At 66.7% G+C, this 14,976-nt stretch carries 13 protein-coding genes; 7 read left to right on the top strand and 6 right to left on the bottom strand.

What is annotated here, in order from left to right; all coding sequences use genetic code 11:
• Positions 1 to 20: 20 nt before the first annotated feature.
• Both U1703_RS12480 and U1703_RS12475 read left to right on the top strand, forming a co-directional pair.
• Positions 21 to 320, top strand: a complete 300-nt coding sequence (locus U1703_RS12480; protein ID WP_320453591.1) for an integration host factor subunit alpha — start codon at positions 21 to 23, stop codon at positions 318 to 320.
• Positions 304 to 690 carry a MerR family transcriptional regulator gene (locus U1703_RS12475; RefSeq protein WP_332785948.1) on the top strand — a complete coding sequence of 129 codons (387 nt, stop codon included), beginning with the start codon at positions 304 to 306 and terminating at the stop codon, positions 688 to 690. Before U1703_RS12480 ends, U1703_RS12475 begins: the two co-directional genes overlap by 17 nt.
• A gap of 441 nt (positions 691 to 1,131) precedes the next feature.
• Here the strand turns inward: U1703_RS12475 and U1703_RS12470 are convergent, their stop codons facing one another.
• The 5 genes from U1703_RS12470 to pheS form a co-directional block, all read right to left on the bottom strand.
• A complete protein-coding gene (locus U1703_RS12470; RefSeq protein ID WP_332785947.1) occupies positions 1,132 to 1,680 on the bottom strand; it encodes a hypothetical protein in 549 nt (182 codons plus the stop codon).
• 50 nt (positions 1,681 to 1,730) lie between these two features.
• Positions 1,731 to 3,257: a peptide chain release factor 3 gene (locus U1703_RS12465; protein WP_320453588.1), complete on the bottom strand. Its 1,527-nt coding sequence runs from the start codon at positions 3,255 to 3,257 to the stop codon at positions 1,731 to 1,733.
• Positions 3,258 to 3,418: 161 nt separating this feature from the next.
• Positions 3,419 to 4,300, bottom strand: coding sequence for an aldose 1-epimerase family protein (locus tag U1703_RS12460; protein ID WP_332785946.1), 882 nt, complete (start codon positions 4,298 to 4,300; stop codon positions 3,419 to 3,421).
• Positions 4,293 to 6,656, bottom strand: a complete 2,364-nt coding sequence (gene pheT, locus U1703_RS12455; protein ID WP_332785945.1) for a phenylalanine--tRNA ligase subunit beta — start codon at positions 6,654 to 6,656, stop codon at positions 4,293 to 4,295. The genes U1703_RS12460 and pheT overlap by 8 nt, the downstream gene beginning before the upstream one ends.
• Entirely contained in the window at positions 6,653 to 7,729 is a 1,077-nt protein-coding gene (gene pheS / locus U1703_RS12450) for a phenylalanine--tRNA ligase subunit alpha (RefSeq protein WP_332786016.1), read from the bottom strand. The genes pheT and pheS overlap by 4 nt, the downstream gene beginning before the upstream one ends.
• A 265-nt stretch (positions 7,730 to 7,994) precedes the next feature.
• Between pheS and U1703_RS12445 the strand changes: the two genes are divergently transcribed.
• Positions 7,995 to 9,137, top strand: a complete 1,143-nt coding sequence (locus tag U1703_RS12445) for a GGDEF domain-containing protein (RefSeq protein WP_332785944.1) — start codon at positions 7,995 to 7,997, stop codon at positions 9,135 to 9,137.
• A 197-nt stretch (positions 9,138 to 9,334) separates the two neighbouring features.
• Here U1703_RS12445 and U1703_RS12440 read toward each other — a convergent pair whose 3' ends face one another.
• Positions 9,335 to 10,546: an LL-diaminopimelate aminotransferase gene (locus U1703_RS12440; protein ID WP_320453584.1), complete on the bottom strand. Its 1,212-nt coding sequence runs from the start codon at positions 10,544 to 10,546 to the stop codon at positions 9,335 to 9,337.
• A gap of 115 nt (positions 10,547 to 10,661) precedes the next feature.
• On the opposite strand from U1703_RS12440, the gene U1703_RS12435 reads away from it, so the two are divergent.
• The 4 genes from U1703_RS12435 to ribD all read left to right on the top strand — a co-directional run bounded on the left by U1703_RS12435 (position 10,662) and on the right by ribD (position 14,976).
• Positions 10,662 to 12,395, top strand: coding sequence for a PHA/PHB synthase family protein (locus U1703_RS12435; protein ID WP_443025808.1), 1,734 nt, complete (start codon positions 10,662 to 10,664; stop codon positions 12,393 to 12,395).
• Positions 12,396 to 12,480: 85 nt separating this feature from the next.
• Entirely contained in the window at positions 12,481 to 13,374 is an 894-nt protein-coding gene (locus U1703_RS12430) for a phasin family protein (protein ID WP_332785943.1), read from the top strand.
• 298 nt (positions 13,375 to 13,672) lie between these two features.
• The gene (locus U1703_RS12425; protein ID WP_320453581.1) at positions 13,673 to 14,020 is read left to right on the top strand and encodes a hypothetical protein; all 348 of its coding nucleotides are present in this window, start codon (positions 13,673 to 13,675) and stop codon (positions 14,018 to 14,020) included.
• Positions 14,021 to 14,034: 14 nt separating this feature from the next.
• A complete protein-coding gene (ribD, locus tag U1703_RS12420) occupies positions 14,035 to 14,976 on the top strand; it encodes a bifunctional diaminohydroxyphosphoribosylaminopyrimidine deaminase/5-amino-6-(5-phosphoribosylamino)uracil reductase RibD (RefSeq protein WP_332786014.1) in 942 nt (313 codons plus the stop codon).

Genomic DNA, 14,976 nt, shown 5'->3' with positions numbered 1-14,976 from the left:
TCACACCATTGGGGGATGGAATGACCAAGGCTGGAACGTTGACGCGCGCTGATCTCGCCGAATCGCTGCATCAGGAGGTGGGACTTTCGCGGTCCGATTCCGCCGAAGTGGTCGAACAGATCCTCGTCGAAATGTGCGAAGCTCTGGGGCGGGGCGAGAACGTCAAGATTTCCGGGTTCGGAACCTTCGTGCTGCGTGACAAGGGCGAGCGGATCGGCCGCAATCCCAAGACCGGGATAGAGGTGCCGATCGCACCGCGCCGTGTCCTGACCTTCCGCGCCAGCCAGATGATGCGCGATCGCATTGTCGCGGCAGGATAGACCGGAACGCCCCCTCGACGGCGGCAAGGCCGATGGTGCGCTGCGCACCATCGGGGAAGTGTCGCGCGAGACGGGGGTGGCGCAACATGTCCTGCGCTATTGGGAAAGCCGCTTTGCCCAGCTCAAGCCGGTCCAGCGTGCGGGCAACCGCCGCTATTACCGGCCGGAGGACATGACGCTCATCCGGCGCATCGACCAGCTGCTCAACCAGCAGGGCTATACCGTGCGCGGCGTCCAGCAGCTGTTCGACGGCGAAGCCCGCGCCAAGGACGATCCCGCCACGATGCTGCGCGGCATTCGCGATTCGCTGGTCGAGGCGCTGGCCTGGGACGATCGGGCCGAGCGACGGGAAGCACGACCGGCGGTTTGAGGTTGCCGGGCGGAGGACGTCGCGCAGGCTATCCTACAGCATTCGCGATCGTCCACCTTCCCTCTTCCCTCGACGCGGGGAGAATGTTGCAGATGCGGAGCGCGCACGAGCCGAAGGCGCGCTCGATCCCTATGAGACTTTGGGTCCACCCGACCTAGACTACCACCCCGGCGAAGGCCGGGGTCCAGTTGGGGGTACGGCTGTTATGGTTTTCAGCACGCTCCCTCCATGAAGCCTTCGCGACTGGACCCAGGCCTCCGCTGGGGTGGTGCTTCACCTGGGCTAGATCCAACTTTGAGCTGCGCTCTTCAAAGGGGAAGAAGAGCCATTGGCGAGTTTGCCCCTTGGCCTTCGACTTCGCTCAGGCTGAACGGGGTTTTGGAATACCACGAAACCACCAACCCCGTTCAGCCTGAGCGAAGTCGAAGGCCACGCCCCACCTCAGACCGAGGCAGGCTGCACCACCCCGCCCTTCTCGGCGAGCAACAGATCGCGGCATGCCCGGTTATAGGCATGCGCCTTCCACCAGAACCAGCCGCCATTACCGACGCCCCAAGCCGCCACGCCCAGCGCCGCCCAGGGCAGGCCGCGCGCGGCACGGCCGCCACGCGCCGCGACCCGGCCCGCCGCCAGGCCTCCCTGGCCGATCTTGCGGGCCGTCTTGGCCAGCCGTCCGGCCGCGCGCGCCTGCGACAACAGGCCCGATCCACCACGCAGGTCTTGCAGCAGCGCGGCGGGCCCGACAAAGCCCTTCAGCTTGCCTGCCAGTTCCTGTGCCTCGATGGCCATGCCGGGTTCCAGCTGGCGACGCTGCGCGCCGGTCAGGCCATAGGCATCGGCGATGGCGTCGATCGTATCGACCAGTTTTTCGGTGCCGATGGTCAGCGCCTTGGCCCCGGCCTTCAGCGCGCGGCGGCGGATCAGCTTTTCATTGGCTTCGAAGGTGGCGTCGATCGCGGCGCGGTCCATGGCAAGTCCCTGTTCGGTCATCCGCCATGAAGCCGCGACAAGGGCCTCCGGTTCCGTGACGGGTCCGCGAACTACCGTTCGCGAGTCGCGACGAAGCGGACCTTCGGATATCGATCGGCGACATAGCCGACTTCCCAGGCGCTCTTGGCGAGGAAGACGGGGTTGTCGTCGCGGTCCTTGGCCATGGCGGCGCGGTTCAGGTCCATGAAGGCCTTGAGGTCGGCAGGGTCCTCGGCGGTGATCCAGCGCGCGGTGTCGAACGGAGCGGGCTCCAGCCCGGCCGCGACCTTATATTCCGCGTCCAGCCGCGAGAGCAGCACGTCGAGCTGCAGCTGCCCGACGACGCCGATGATCCAGTTCGAGCCGATCTCCGGGTAGAACACCTGGGTGACCCCCTCCTCGGCCATGTCGTCCAGCGCCTTGCGAAGCTGCTTGGTCTTGGTCGGGTCCTTGAGGGCCACGCGGCGCAGGATTTCGGGCGCGAAATTGGGCAGGCCGGTGAAGCGGATATCCGCCCGCTCCGACAGGGTGTCGCCGACGCGCAGCGTGCCGTGATTGGGGATACCGATGATGTCACCCGGAAACGCCTCGTCCGCGACTTCGCGATTCTGCGCGAAGAACAGGATGGGCGAATGGACCGCGATCGGCTTGCCATGGCCCGTGGGGGTCAGCTTCATGCCGCGCTTGAACGTGCCCGAGCACAGCCGCATGAACGCGATGCGGTCGCGATGCTGCGGGTCCATGTTCGCCTGCACCTTGAACACGAAGCCGGTGACTTCCTTGTTTTCCGGCGACACCGGGGCGGGCTCGGCAGGCTGCGGGCGCGGGGGCGGCGCGTGGCGGCTAAGCGCGTCGATCAGTTCGGCGACACCGAAATCCTTCAGCGCGGAGCCGAAATAGACCGGCGTCAGGTCGCCGTTGCGATACGCCTCGCCATCGAATGCCGCATACCCCGCCTGCGCCAGTTCGACCTCTTCGGCGATGTCGGCGGGCAGCGTCGCATCGGCGTCGACCTTGCCCAGGAACGCGCGGCTGTCGCCTTCCGGACGGCTGACCTTGCCGGTGGTCAGGTCGAGGATGCCCTCGAACAGCCCGCCCATGCCGACCGGCCAGCTCATCGGCGCGACGTCGAGCGCCAGGATGTCGGCGATCTCGTCGAGCAGTTCGAAGGGCGGGCGTCCCTCACGATCGACCTTGTTGACGAAGGTGATGATCGGCACCGAGCGCAGGCGGCACACCTCGAACAATTTCCGCGTCTGCGCCTCGATGCCGCGCGCCGCGTCGATGACCATCACCGCCGAGTCGACGGCGGTCAGCGTGCGATAGGTGTCCTCCGAGAAATCCTCGTGGCCCGGCGTGTCGAGCAGGTTGAAGGTCACGCCGTCCTTTTCGAACGTCATGACCGAGGACGTGACCGAGATGCCGCGCTGCTGCTCGATCTTCATCCAGTCCGACCGCGCGCGCCGGTTCTGGCCGCGCGCCTTGACCTCGCCCGCCAGATGGATCGCGCCGCCGAAATAGAGCAGCTTCTCGGTCAGCGTCGTCTTGCCGGCGTCAGGGTGCGAGATGATCGCGAAGGTACGGCGGGGGGAAGTCATGGGCGGCTCTGTCGAATAGGGAAATGGCGCATCCGAGCGCCCGAGATGCTGCGCCTGTTACAGCAAATTGCGGCACAAGACAGGCCCCGGATTGCGACCCGCCTATGCGTCGAGGCGCCTTCTCATTCCCCTCCCGTTCAGGGGAGGGGAATGAGAAAGGATCATCCCGCCAGCGTCACCGTCATCTGCATGACCTTCTCACCGCCGACCGGCACGACGAACACACCGGGCTTGTCGAAGAAATCGCCGTCATATCCTTCGGGATCGGCGATGCCGTGCCAGGGCTCGACGCAGACATAGGCCGCGCCCGGCTTGGTCCAGATGCCGAGCTTGTCGGTATCGGGGAAGGCGATGCGAAGCTGCGGCGCACCGTCCGCGCCGTAAGTGACGCTATGGCTCTCGACCGGGTCCCAGACCAGCGCGTCCTCGGTAAACAGATCGTCCGCCAAGTGCAGCACCCGGCCGTCGAGCGGGCTGTCCCGGCGGTCCTCGGCGATCAGGCCGTCGGGCGCGATCTTGCGCAGGCGGGCGGGTTCGTTCTTCTCGAAGACGATCCGGTGATCGGCACGCGCTTCGCCATAAGGCAGCGGCCATGCAAAGGCGGGGTGGAAGCCGAAGCTGGCGGGCATCGGCTCTTCGCCCCGATTGAGGACGCGGATTTCCATCACCAGCGTCGCCTCTTCCAACCGGAACTCCGCCTCCAGCCGGAAGGCGAAGGGATAGGAGGTGCGCGTCTCCTCGCTGTCGCCCAGCGAGAAGACGGCGCGAGTGGCCTCGTGCGTCACCAGCTCGAACATCGAGTGGCGGGCAAAACCGTGCTTCGCCATCGGATAATGCCGCCCGTTCAGGCGGATGCCGTCACGGGTCACGCCGATCACCGGAAACAGCAAGGGCGCACGGCCGGTCCAGAAGGCCGGGTCCGCATCGGTCATCAGCTCGCGGCCCTCGGCGTCCTTCAGCGAGGACAGTTCGGCCCCGAACGGATTGATCGCCGCCGACAGATGGTCGTTGCCGATACGGACCCAGTTTTCCTCATTAGCCACGGAGTTGCGCTCCCTGCTTGGCGGCGGCGGCGACGATCTTGTCGGCGATGGCCTTGAGTTCCTCGTCGGTGAAGCTCTTCTGCGACGGTTGCAGCAGGACCTCGACCGCGACCGACTTGTGGCCCTCGGGCACGCCCTGACCGGCGAACACGTCGAAGACGCGCGCGGCGGTGATCATGGCCTTGTCCGCCCCCCGCACGGCACGGATCAGCATGTCGGCGGCCAGCGTGTCCGGTACCAGGAAGGCGAAGTCGCGGCGGACGGACTGCAACGCCGGGGGCGTGTAGGCCGGGCGCATGAAGCCCGTCGCCCGCTTGGGCGGGATGGCGTCGAGATAAATCTCCACCGCCGCGACCGCGCCGTCCAGGTCGAACGCCTTGAGGACCGAGGGGTGGACCATGCCGAACGCCGCCAGCACCGTCTTCGGCCCCAGCCGCAGCGTACCCGACTGGCCGGGATGCCAGGCGTCGCCCGCCTCGCCCATCACCTGGAGGTTGTCCACCGGCGCACCGGCCTGGGCGAGCAGCGCGATCGCCTCCGCCTTGGCATCATATGCGTCATAGCCCTGCGCCTTGCCCGAGCGCCAGTTGCGGGGGCTCTTGTCGCCCGCCAGCACCACGCCCAGCGTCGGCCGCTCGGCCTCTTCCAGATAGCGGCGGCCGATCTCGAACAGCCGCACGCTGGTCGCGCCGCGCTTGATGTTGCGCTCGGTCGCGGCGAGCAGGCCGGGGAGGAGCGAGGGCCGCATGACCTTCAGATCCTCGCTGATCGGGTTGGCGAGCGTGAACGCGCCGCCGCCGAAGGGCGCGGCCTGCGCCTCGCTGATGAAGCTCCACGTCACCGCTTCGTCCAGCCCGCGTGCGGCGGCGGCGCGGCGGGCGCGACGCTCCAGCTTCTGCTGCGGCGTGGCGGTGGGACGCGCGACGCCGGGGGCGCGGGGAAGCGCCACCGGGGGAACATGGTCGATCCCCTCGATGCGAATGACTTCCTCGACCAGATCGGCGGGGCCGTCCACGTCGCGACGCCAGCTCGGCGCGGTCACTTGCCAGTCGGCGGTGACGGTGAAGCCCAGCGACTCAAGGATCGCCTTCTGCCGCGCAGGCTCGATGGCGAGGCCACCCAGCGTTTCCGCCAGGCTCGGATCATAGACGATGGTCTTGCCGACGACCGGCGGCTCGCCCGCCCGCGTCACGCCGCTCGCCGTACCGCCGCAATATTCCAGAACGAGGAAGGTCGCGATAGCGAGGCCGTCGTCCAGGAAGGCCGGGTCCACCCCACGCTCGAACCGGGTGCGCGCGTCGCTGGTCAGGGCGAGCTTCTGGCCGGTGCGGGCGATCGCCTCGGGCGCGAAATAAGCGCATTCAATAATGACGTCGGTGGTCGTCTCCGACACGCCCGAATGCTCGCCGCCCATGATGCCGCCGATGTCGTGCACGCCCGCATCGTCGGCGATGACGGTCATGCCGTGCGCGAGCTTGTAGGTCTTGCCGTTCAGCGCCTCGACCGTCTCGCCGTCCTTTGCCTTTCGGGCGACCAGACCGCCCGACAGCTTGGCCTTGTCATAGACGTGCAGCGGGCGACCCAGATCGACCGTCATGTAGTTGGTGATGTCGACCAGTGCCGAAATCGGCTTCTGCCCGATCGCGGTCAGGCGCTGGCGCATCCATTCGGGCGCCTCGCCATTGGTCAGGCCCGACACGGCTTGCGCGTAGAAGGCCGGGCATCCTTCGGCATCCTCGATCCGCACATCGGGACCGGGGCCTTCGCCCGCGACCGACGGTACGGTCGGCGCGATCAGCGTACCCAGCCCGGCGGCGGCAAGATCGCGCGCGATGCCGTGGACGCCCATGCAATCCTGGCGGTTGGGCGTGATCGACACGTCGATGACCGGATCGTTCAGGCCCGCATAATCGGGGAACGACGTGCCGATGACGGCATCCTCGGGCAGTTCGATGATGCCGTCATGGCCCTCGCCGATCTGCAACTCGCGCGCCGAGCACATCATGCCGTTCGATTCGACACCGCGAATGGCGGCGACCTTCAACGTCACGTCGAGGCCGGGGACATAGGCTCCCGGCGCGCCGAACACGCCGACCAGGCCCGCACGGGCATTGGGTGCGCCGCATACGACCTGCATGGGGCCATCCCCCGCATCGACCGACAGCACCTGCAGCTTGTCGGCCTGCGGATGCCGCTCGGCCGACAGGATGCGCGCGACGCGGAAGGATGCCAGCGCCTCGCCCGGATTGTGCACGCCCTCGACCTCCAGGCCGATGCGGGTCAGCCCCTCGACGATGGTGTCGAGATCGGCGTCGGTGTCCAGATGGCTCTTCAGCCAGCCCAGGGTGAACTTCATGCGCCGACTCCTCCCGACAGCGTGGGTACGTCGAGGCTCGCGAACCCGTAATGCTTCAACCAGCGGATATCGCCGTCGAAAAAGGCGCGCAGATCGTCCATCCCGTATTTCAGCATGGCGAGGCGATCGATGCCGCAGCCAAAGGCGAAGCCCTGCCACTCGTTCGGATCAAGACCACAGGCCTCGATGACCTTCGGGTGGACCATGCCGGAGCCGAGCACCTCCATCCAGCCGCCGCCGGAACCACCGATGACGCGCTTGCCCTTCTCGATGGTGTAGCCGACATCGACCTCGGCGCTCGGTTCGGTGAAGGGGAAATAGCTGGGGCGCAGGCGCAGGACGATATCGTCGCGCTCGAAGAACGCCTTGAGGAAGGTCTCCAGCGTCCATTTCAGATGGCCCAGCGTGATGCCCTTGTCGATCACCAGCCCCTCGACCTGGTGGAACATCGGCGTGTGCGTCGCATCCGAATCGGAGCGATAGGTGCGGCCCGGCGCGATGATGCGGATCGGCGGTTTCTGGTCCAGCATGGTGCGGATCTGCACCGGCGAGGTGTGGGTGCGCAGCACGCGGCGCACCGTGCGCTCGTCGCCGCCCGCCTCGACACCCGCCAGGTAGAAGGTGTCGTGCATCGCGCGCGCCGGATGCGTCTCCGGAATGTTGAGCGCGGTGAAATTGTGCCAGTCGGTCTCGACCTCCGGGCCTGTCGCGACCGCGAAGCCCAGATCGGCGAAGATCTCGGCCAGTTCGTCCATCACCTGGGACACCGGATGGACGGTGCCGAAGGCGGTGGTGTCGACCGGCAGGGTCATGTCCAGCCGTTCCGACGACAGTCGCGCGTCGAGTGCCGCCTGCTCCAGCCCGGCCTTGCGCGCGGTCAGCGCCTCGGTCACGGCCTCGCGCAGGCCATGGATGCGCGGCCCCTCGATCTGGCGTTCCTCGGGGCTCATCTTGCCCAGCGTCTTGAGCAGCTGGGTGATACGGCCCTGCTTGCCCAGCGCATCGACGCGCACCGTCTCCAGCGCGTCCAGCGCGGGCGCGGCGGCGATGGCAGCGAGCAGATGCTCGCGCATATGGTCTACTTCGTTGCTCACTCTTCACTCCGTCGGCCGCCGCACGCCCCCGAAAGGAGGAGACCCGGCCGGTTTGCGGGTCTGACCCCGCCGTAGCGTTTAGGGACGCCCCGGATCAATCCTTGAGACGCATCGGCCATCACGTGGCGCAGACCGGCACAAGGTGCCGGATCATGGCCAATGCGAAACCAAGTCGTAACATATATTATATTACAGCACTGTGCGCCGGTCCCGGAGACCTGCTGCTCGTGCGAGATCCGCGATCATGATACTAAATATTGCCAGTCTACAGGTCGTCGCCGCAATCGGCAGCGTCCTGTCCGGACTGCTCCACTTCTTTCCCGGACTGACAAGCCGCGATTCCGGTCGCTGGCCCTATTGGTGGGGGACCGGCAAGATCATCATCGGCGTGACCAACGCCGCGGGACTGTGTTTCGACGGCACCCGGCTATCCATGCTGGAGCGGGCGACCGATGTCCTGCTGTTGGTCGGGCTGTGCCTTTGCGTCCACGCCATGGCGATCTTCGCCCGTCGCCGGCCGCCCACACCATTGCTGGTCCTGCTTGCCGTCATCGTCGTATTGACCGTGCCGTTCATCCTGCTGGGTGACCCCGACATGCGGCTGACGATCATCTTGCTGGGCGGCACGCGCACGCTGTTCAATTTCACCGCTGCCTGGATGCTGATCCATATCGCGCGGACCGAGCATGTCCGGACCGCCTGGGTCATGGCCATCATGTTCGCGGCCTCGGTGCCGCTGTTCATGACGCGCACCGCCTTGCTGATGGTGACCTGGAGCGATCCCGTGTGGGAAAACGCCGCGCAGGTCACCGCCGACTGGAGTGTGTGCATCGCGATCATCCTGGTATCGCTCTGCCATCTGGCACTGCTGCTGATCGATGCCGAACGCGTCCAGCGCGCCCTGTCCGAACAGGCCAGCCGCGACCATCTGACCGGCGCGCTCAACCGTTTCGGGTTGCAGGGGATCGAGGCAGACTTGCGCGGCCCGGTCACGCTGCTGCTGATCGATATCGACCGGTTCAAGGCATTGAACGACGGGCAGGGCCATGGTGTCGGCGATACGGTGCTGCGGTTGCTCGCCGACCTGGCGCAGCGCGAGATGGCTGATCGGGGGACGCTGGTCCGGATCGGCGGCGACGAGTTCCTGTGCGTGCTGCCCGATTGTCCCGAGGGCACGGCGCGGGGGATCGCGGCGGCGCTGTCGGACCGGTTCGACCGTGCGGTCCCGGCGCTGGTCGACGGACCCTGCTATCCCGGGCTCAGCATCGGATTGTCGTGCGGCGCGGTTACGGGATCGCTGAACGCGCTGGTCGCGGAGGCGGACGACGCGATGTACGCGATCAAGCGCCAGCACCATCTGCGCGAACGGCACGCCAAGGCGGCGTGAAGCCGCCGCCTGTTGATCGCCGCCACGGGGCGGGGGGACCGGGTCGCCCACACCACGCTGGCCGACCGATTTAGGCCTGGGCAAAGCTGCGACCCTAGACGACGCGTATTTTTACCAACTCCTCCCCTCGAAGAGGAGGAATTGGTGTCGTGCTGCTTGGGGGCGATCGCTCGCGAACGCCACCGCCCCCGATCGGATCACAGCGCCTTGGCCGATCCCGGCGTGTTGACGCCCATCGACTGGAGGTAGCGCTTGATGTTGCGCGCCGCCTGGCGAAGCCGCTGCTCGTTCTCGACCAGCGCGATGCGGACGAAGCCCTCGCCATTCTCGCCATAACCGACGCCCGGCGCGACCGCGACCTTGGCCTCGGTGAGCAACTGCTTGGAAAATTCCAGGCTGCCCAGATGCGCGAGCGCCGGGGGCAGCGGGGCCCAGGCGAACATCGAGGCCTTGGGGCTGGGAATGTCCCACCCCGCCCTGCCGAAGCTCTCGACCAGCACGTCGCGGCGCTTGTGATAAAGCTGGCGGTTCTTCTCGACGATATCCTGCGGCCCGTTGAGCGCGGCGCACGCCGCCGCCTGGATCGGGGTGAAGGCACCGTAATCGAGATACGACTTCACCCGCGTCATCGCCGCGATCAGCTTCCGGTTGCCGACCGCGAAGCCGATCCGCCAGCCCGCCATCGAATAGGTCTTGGACAGCGAGGTGAACTCGACCGCCACGTCCTTGCCGCCCTTGACCTGCAGGATCGAAGGGGTCGGATTGCCGTCATAATAGAGCTCGGAATAGGCGAGGTCGCTCAGCACCCACAGTTCGTGCTTCTTCGCGAAGGCCACGAGGCGTTCGTAGAATGCCAGGTCCACCGTCTCGGCGGTCGGATTGGACGGATAATTGACCACCAGTACCGAGGGGCGCGGCACGGTGAAGTGCATCGCCCGCTCCAGGCTCTCGAAATAGGCCTCGTCGGGGGTCGTCGGCACCGCGCGGATCGTCGCGCCCGCGATGATAAAGCCGAAGGTGTGGATCGGATAGGAGGGATTGGGGGCCAGGATCACGTCGCCCGGCGCGGTGATCGCGGTGGCGAGGCTGGCCAGCCCCTCCTTCGACCCCATGGTGACGACGACCTCGGTCTCCGGGTCCAGATCGACGCCGAAACGACGGCCATAATAATTGGCCTGGGCACGGCGCAGACCGGGAATCCCCTTCGACTGGGAATAGCCGTGCGCGTCGGGCTTCTGGATCACCTCGATCAGCTTTTCCAGGACGTGGGGCGGCGGCGGCAGGTCGGGATTGCCCATCCCTAAGTCGATGATGTCCTCACCGCCCGCGCGCGCCGCCGCCCGCATCGCGTTGACTTCGGCGATGACATAGGGCGGCAGGCGCTTGATGCGGTAGAACTCTTCGGACATGGGTCCCTCAATGTAACGATTTGGGACCCGGACCTTAGCGTCTTTCGTTTGGCAACGCGACCCGACATGATGGCGCAATATCCTGACGCCAATATGGCGCACGACGAACGAGAGGATGCGGATGACCCCCGGCGAGACGAAAGCCCCCAATGCGGCCGGCACCCTCCCCACGCTGGAGGAGTTGCAGCACTGGACCTGGGTGATGGGCCGCGCGCAACAGATGATGATGGAGGCCGCGCTGACCCCTCCGCCCGAGGGGGTGCCGGTGGTGCCGGGCTTCAACGATCCCGCGACGATCGGGCGCGTGCGCGACTTCTGGTCCGATTCGATGAAGCTGTGGCAGCGTTTCGTCGACCCCGCAGCAGAGCCCAGCGTGCCCCCCAAGCCCGACCGCCGGTTCAAGGCCGAGCAGTGGCAGTCGCCGCTCTTCGACTGGATACGGCAAAGCTATCAGATGGTCTCTGACCATATGCTGCGCGGTGTTGATGCGCTGGAGGGCGTCGACCCCAGGCAGAAGGAGCAGATCCGCTTCGCCGCGCAAGGCTTTATCGACGCGATGAGCCCGACCAACTTCCCCGCGACCAACCCGGAAGTGCTCGACAAGATCGCCGAGACGCGCGGCGAGAACCTGCTGAAGGGTTTGCAGAACATGCTCGCCGACATGGGGCGCGGGCAGCTGACCCACAGCGATTCGAGCGCGTTCGAGGTCGGCCGCAACCTGGCCGCCACGCCGGGCAAGGTGGTGAAGCGCAACTATTTGTACGAACTGATCCACTATACCCCGACCACCGAGCAGGTGGCGGCGGTGCCGATCGTGATCTTTCCGCCCTGGATCAACCGCTTCTACATCCTCGACCTCGCGCCCGAGAAAAGCCTGATCAAATGGCTGGTCGACCAGGGATTCAGCGTCTTCATGGTGTCGTGGAAATCTGCCGACGCGACGATGAAGGACGTGATGTGGGACGATTATGTCGCGGCCCAGGTCGATGCGATCGACACGGTGCGCGAGCTGCTGGAGGTCCCATCGGTCCACACTGTCGGTTATTGCGTGGCGGGCACGACGCTGGCCGCGACGCTGGCCTATCTGTCGGCCCAGAGCCAGGCGGAGAAGGTCGCCAGCGCCACCTTCTTCACCGCGCAGGTCGACTTTTCCAAGGCGGGCGAACTGCTCCACTTCATCGATGACGAACAGTTGAAGATGATCGCGACGCTGTCGCCCGACGGCTTTCTCGACGGGCGCTATCTGGCGATGACCTTCAACCTGCTGCGCGGGCGCGACCTGATCTGGAACTACGTCACCAACAACTATCTGCTGGGGCGCGATTATGTGCCGTTCGACCTGCTCCACTGGAACGGCGACGTCACCAACCTGCCCGCCAAGTGGCACCTCGCCTATCTGACCGACCTGTACCGCGACAATCTGTTGATGCAGCCCGGCGCGATGACGATCGGCGACGTGCCGCTCGACCTGACCAGGGTGGCCACCCCCGCCTATGTCCAGGCGGGTCGCGAGGATCATATCGCGCCGCCCGAAAGCGTGTGGAAGATCACCGAGGCGTTCACCGGGCCCTTGCGCTTCGTGCTGGCCGGATCGGGGCATATCGCGGGCGTGGTGAACCCGCCCGCCTCGGGCAAATATCAATATTGGACCAACGACCAGCCCGCCGCGAACCTGACCGAGTTCGTGGCGGGCGCGACCGAAACCAAGGGGAGCTGGTGGCCGGACTGGGCCGCCTGGCTGCGCCAGCGCGACTCGGCCACCGTGGCGGCGACGGGCGCGCGCATACCGGGCGAGGGCAGCCTCGCAGCACTCGACGAAGCGCCCGGACGCTACGTCCGACAGCGTTAGTTTCGGTTTTGTTGCACTGCACAATAGACTTGATTTTGCACCTGCGAATCGCTATTGTGCAGCGCAACAAATCGGGAGAGCGCTCTTGGACAAGAACAAGCCGACCGTGCCTGCTGCCAAGGCGCCAGCCAAAGCCGCGCCCAAGGCCAGCCGCGCGACGAAACCGGTCGCGGCCAAGACGTTGCCGGGCCTGCCCTCCAATCCCGTGCCTTCGCCCAAGGCCGCCGCTCCGACCGCGCCGCTGACCCCGCCCGCCGCGGAGCCGGTCGCGGCCAAGGTGGCGGCAGAAGCACCGAAGGTTGCCGTTGCGGCAAAGCCCGCACCGGTCGCCAAGGCACCTGCGGCCAAGGCCCCCGCCCCCAAGGCGGACCCCGCCAAGCCGAAGGTCGAGGCGGCGGTGGAGCCCGAGGTGAAGGCCCCGGCTCCGCAGCCCGCGCCCGAACCCGCTGCCAAGGTGACGGCCCCCGAAGTTTCTTCCCCGACCGCCGCGGTTTCGGCGGACTCAAAGCCCAAGGACAAGATCATGGACGCCACGAGCACCATCGAAAACGCCGCCAAGGATACCGCCGCCAAGACCCAGGCGATGTTCGGCGAGGCCCAGGCCCGCACCCAGGCCGGCATGGAAAAGAGCGCCAAGCTGTTCGAAGACATGATTGCCTTCAACAAGGACAATCTGGAAGCCGTGGTCGAATCGTCGAAGATCGCCGCCAAGGGCGCCGAGACGCTGGGCCACAGCGCCGCCGACTATGCCAAGCGCTCGTTCGAAACCGCCAGCCAGACGCTGCAGACCCTGTCGTCGGTCAAGTCGCCGACCGAGTTCATGAAGCTGCAGTCGGACTTCGCCCGCTCGGCCTTCGACTCGATGGTCGCCGAGACCTCGCGCTCGACCGAGCATATGATGAAGCTGGCCGGCGAGATCGCCCAGCCGATCAGCAACCGCTTCGCGGTCGCCGCCGAGAAGATGAAGACCGTCGCGTAAATCGCTGACGTTTTCCTTCGCGGAAATGAAAGGGGGCGGTCACTGCGGTGGCCGCCCTTTTTCTATGGGGTGGGTGAGGCACACTGAGCGACTCGCCCGTGGCCTGCCCTCCCCCATCCCCTCCCGCCTGCGGGAGGGGAGCGGCAAGATCGGACGGTTTGAATAATTCTCAACCGCGCTCCTTGGCACGCCCCTCCCGCAGGCGGGAGGGGATGGGGGAGGGCATGGTGTCTCACCGAAACCAACACGCGCCAACACCCCACTGGCATCCCGCCCCCTTCGCGCCTACATTCCCACCATGTCGTTCTTCGGCCGCTTCTCCCCCGTCCGCGCGATCCGCGACCTGCGATTCTTCCTGTCGCAGCGCCATCCCTATGAGCTCGTCTTCCTGATGATCGCGGTCGGGATCACCGGCTTCTTCATCTACGCCTTTGCGCGGGACGATTATGTGCCGGTGCCGTACCGGCCCGACATCATCTATGTCGAACAATGGCCCGCCGATCGCACCGATGCCCAGATCCGTGCGCAGCAGAAGATCGACTATGTGAAGAAGAAGCAGGAGCTGGCCGAGGTGAAGGCTGCCGAGGAGCAGCGCCGCGCCGAGTTCAAGAAGGTCGACGATGCGCTGACCAAGTGGGGCTTCTGACCGATCAGCGATGGATGGGCGTGGCGCTGGCGCTGGCGGATCGCGGCGTCGGGCGGACCGCGCCCAATCCCAATGTCGGCTGTGTCATCATTCGTGACGGCCGGGTCGTCGGTCGCGGTTGGACGCAGCCCGGTGGTCGTCCCCATGCCGAGGCGATGGCACTGGCCCAGGCGGGCGAGGCGGCACGCGGCGCCACCGCCTATGTCACGCTGGAGCCTTGCGCGCATGTGTCGACTCGCGGGCCCGCCTGCTCCGACCTGCTGATCGCGCATGGGATCGCGCGCATCGTCGCGGGCGCGGGCGACCCCGATCCCCGCACCAACGGCCGGGGGTTCGCCCGCGCCCGCGCCGCCGGGATCGCGGTCACGACCGGGGTGCGCGAGGCGGAGGCGCGCGCGATGATCGCGGGCTTCCTGACCCGCCGGGCCAAGGGTCGCCCCTTCGTCACGCTGAAACTCGCCACCTCGCTCGACGGCAAGATCGCACGGCCCGATGGGACAAGCCGCTGGATCACCGGACCGGAGGCGCGCGCGCATACCCATTTGGAGCGCAGCCGCCACGAAGCGATCCTGGTCGGGCGCGGCACGCTGGAGGCCGATTCGCCCAGGCTCGACGTTCGCCTGCCCGGCCTCGAATCGCGCGCGCCCCGCCGTATCCTGCTGTCCCGCACCGCCGAACCCGGTTGGGAGACCATCGGCGATCCCGCCGCCATCGCCGATCTGGCGGGCGTCGACCGGCTGATGATCGAGGGCGGTGCGAAAACAGCTTCCGCTTTCTTGGCCGCCGATCTGGTCGATCGGCTGTTGCTCTACCGCGCGCCGATCCTGATCGGCGAGGGTCGCGCGGCGCTGGGCGATATCGGCTTGCACCGGCTGGCCGAGGCGCATGGTCGCTGGCGGCTCACCGACTCGCGGATGCTTGGCAGCGACCGGTTGGAGGTCTACGAGCGCGACTGA

It is taken from the genome of Sphingomonas flavida (assembly GCF_036663655.1).
Classification (GTDB): domain Bacteria; phylum Pseudomonadota; class Alphaproteobacteria; order Sphingomonadales; family Sphingomonadaceae; genus Sphingomonas.
The sequence above is the reverse complement of the archived record's forward strand: the minus strand, read 5'-3'. Positions and strand labels throughout refer to the sequence as shown.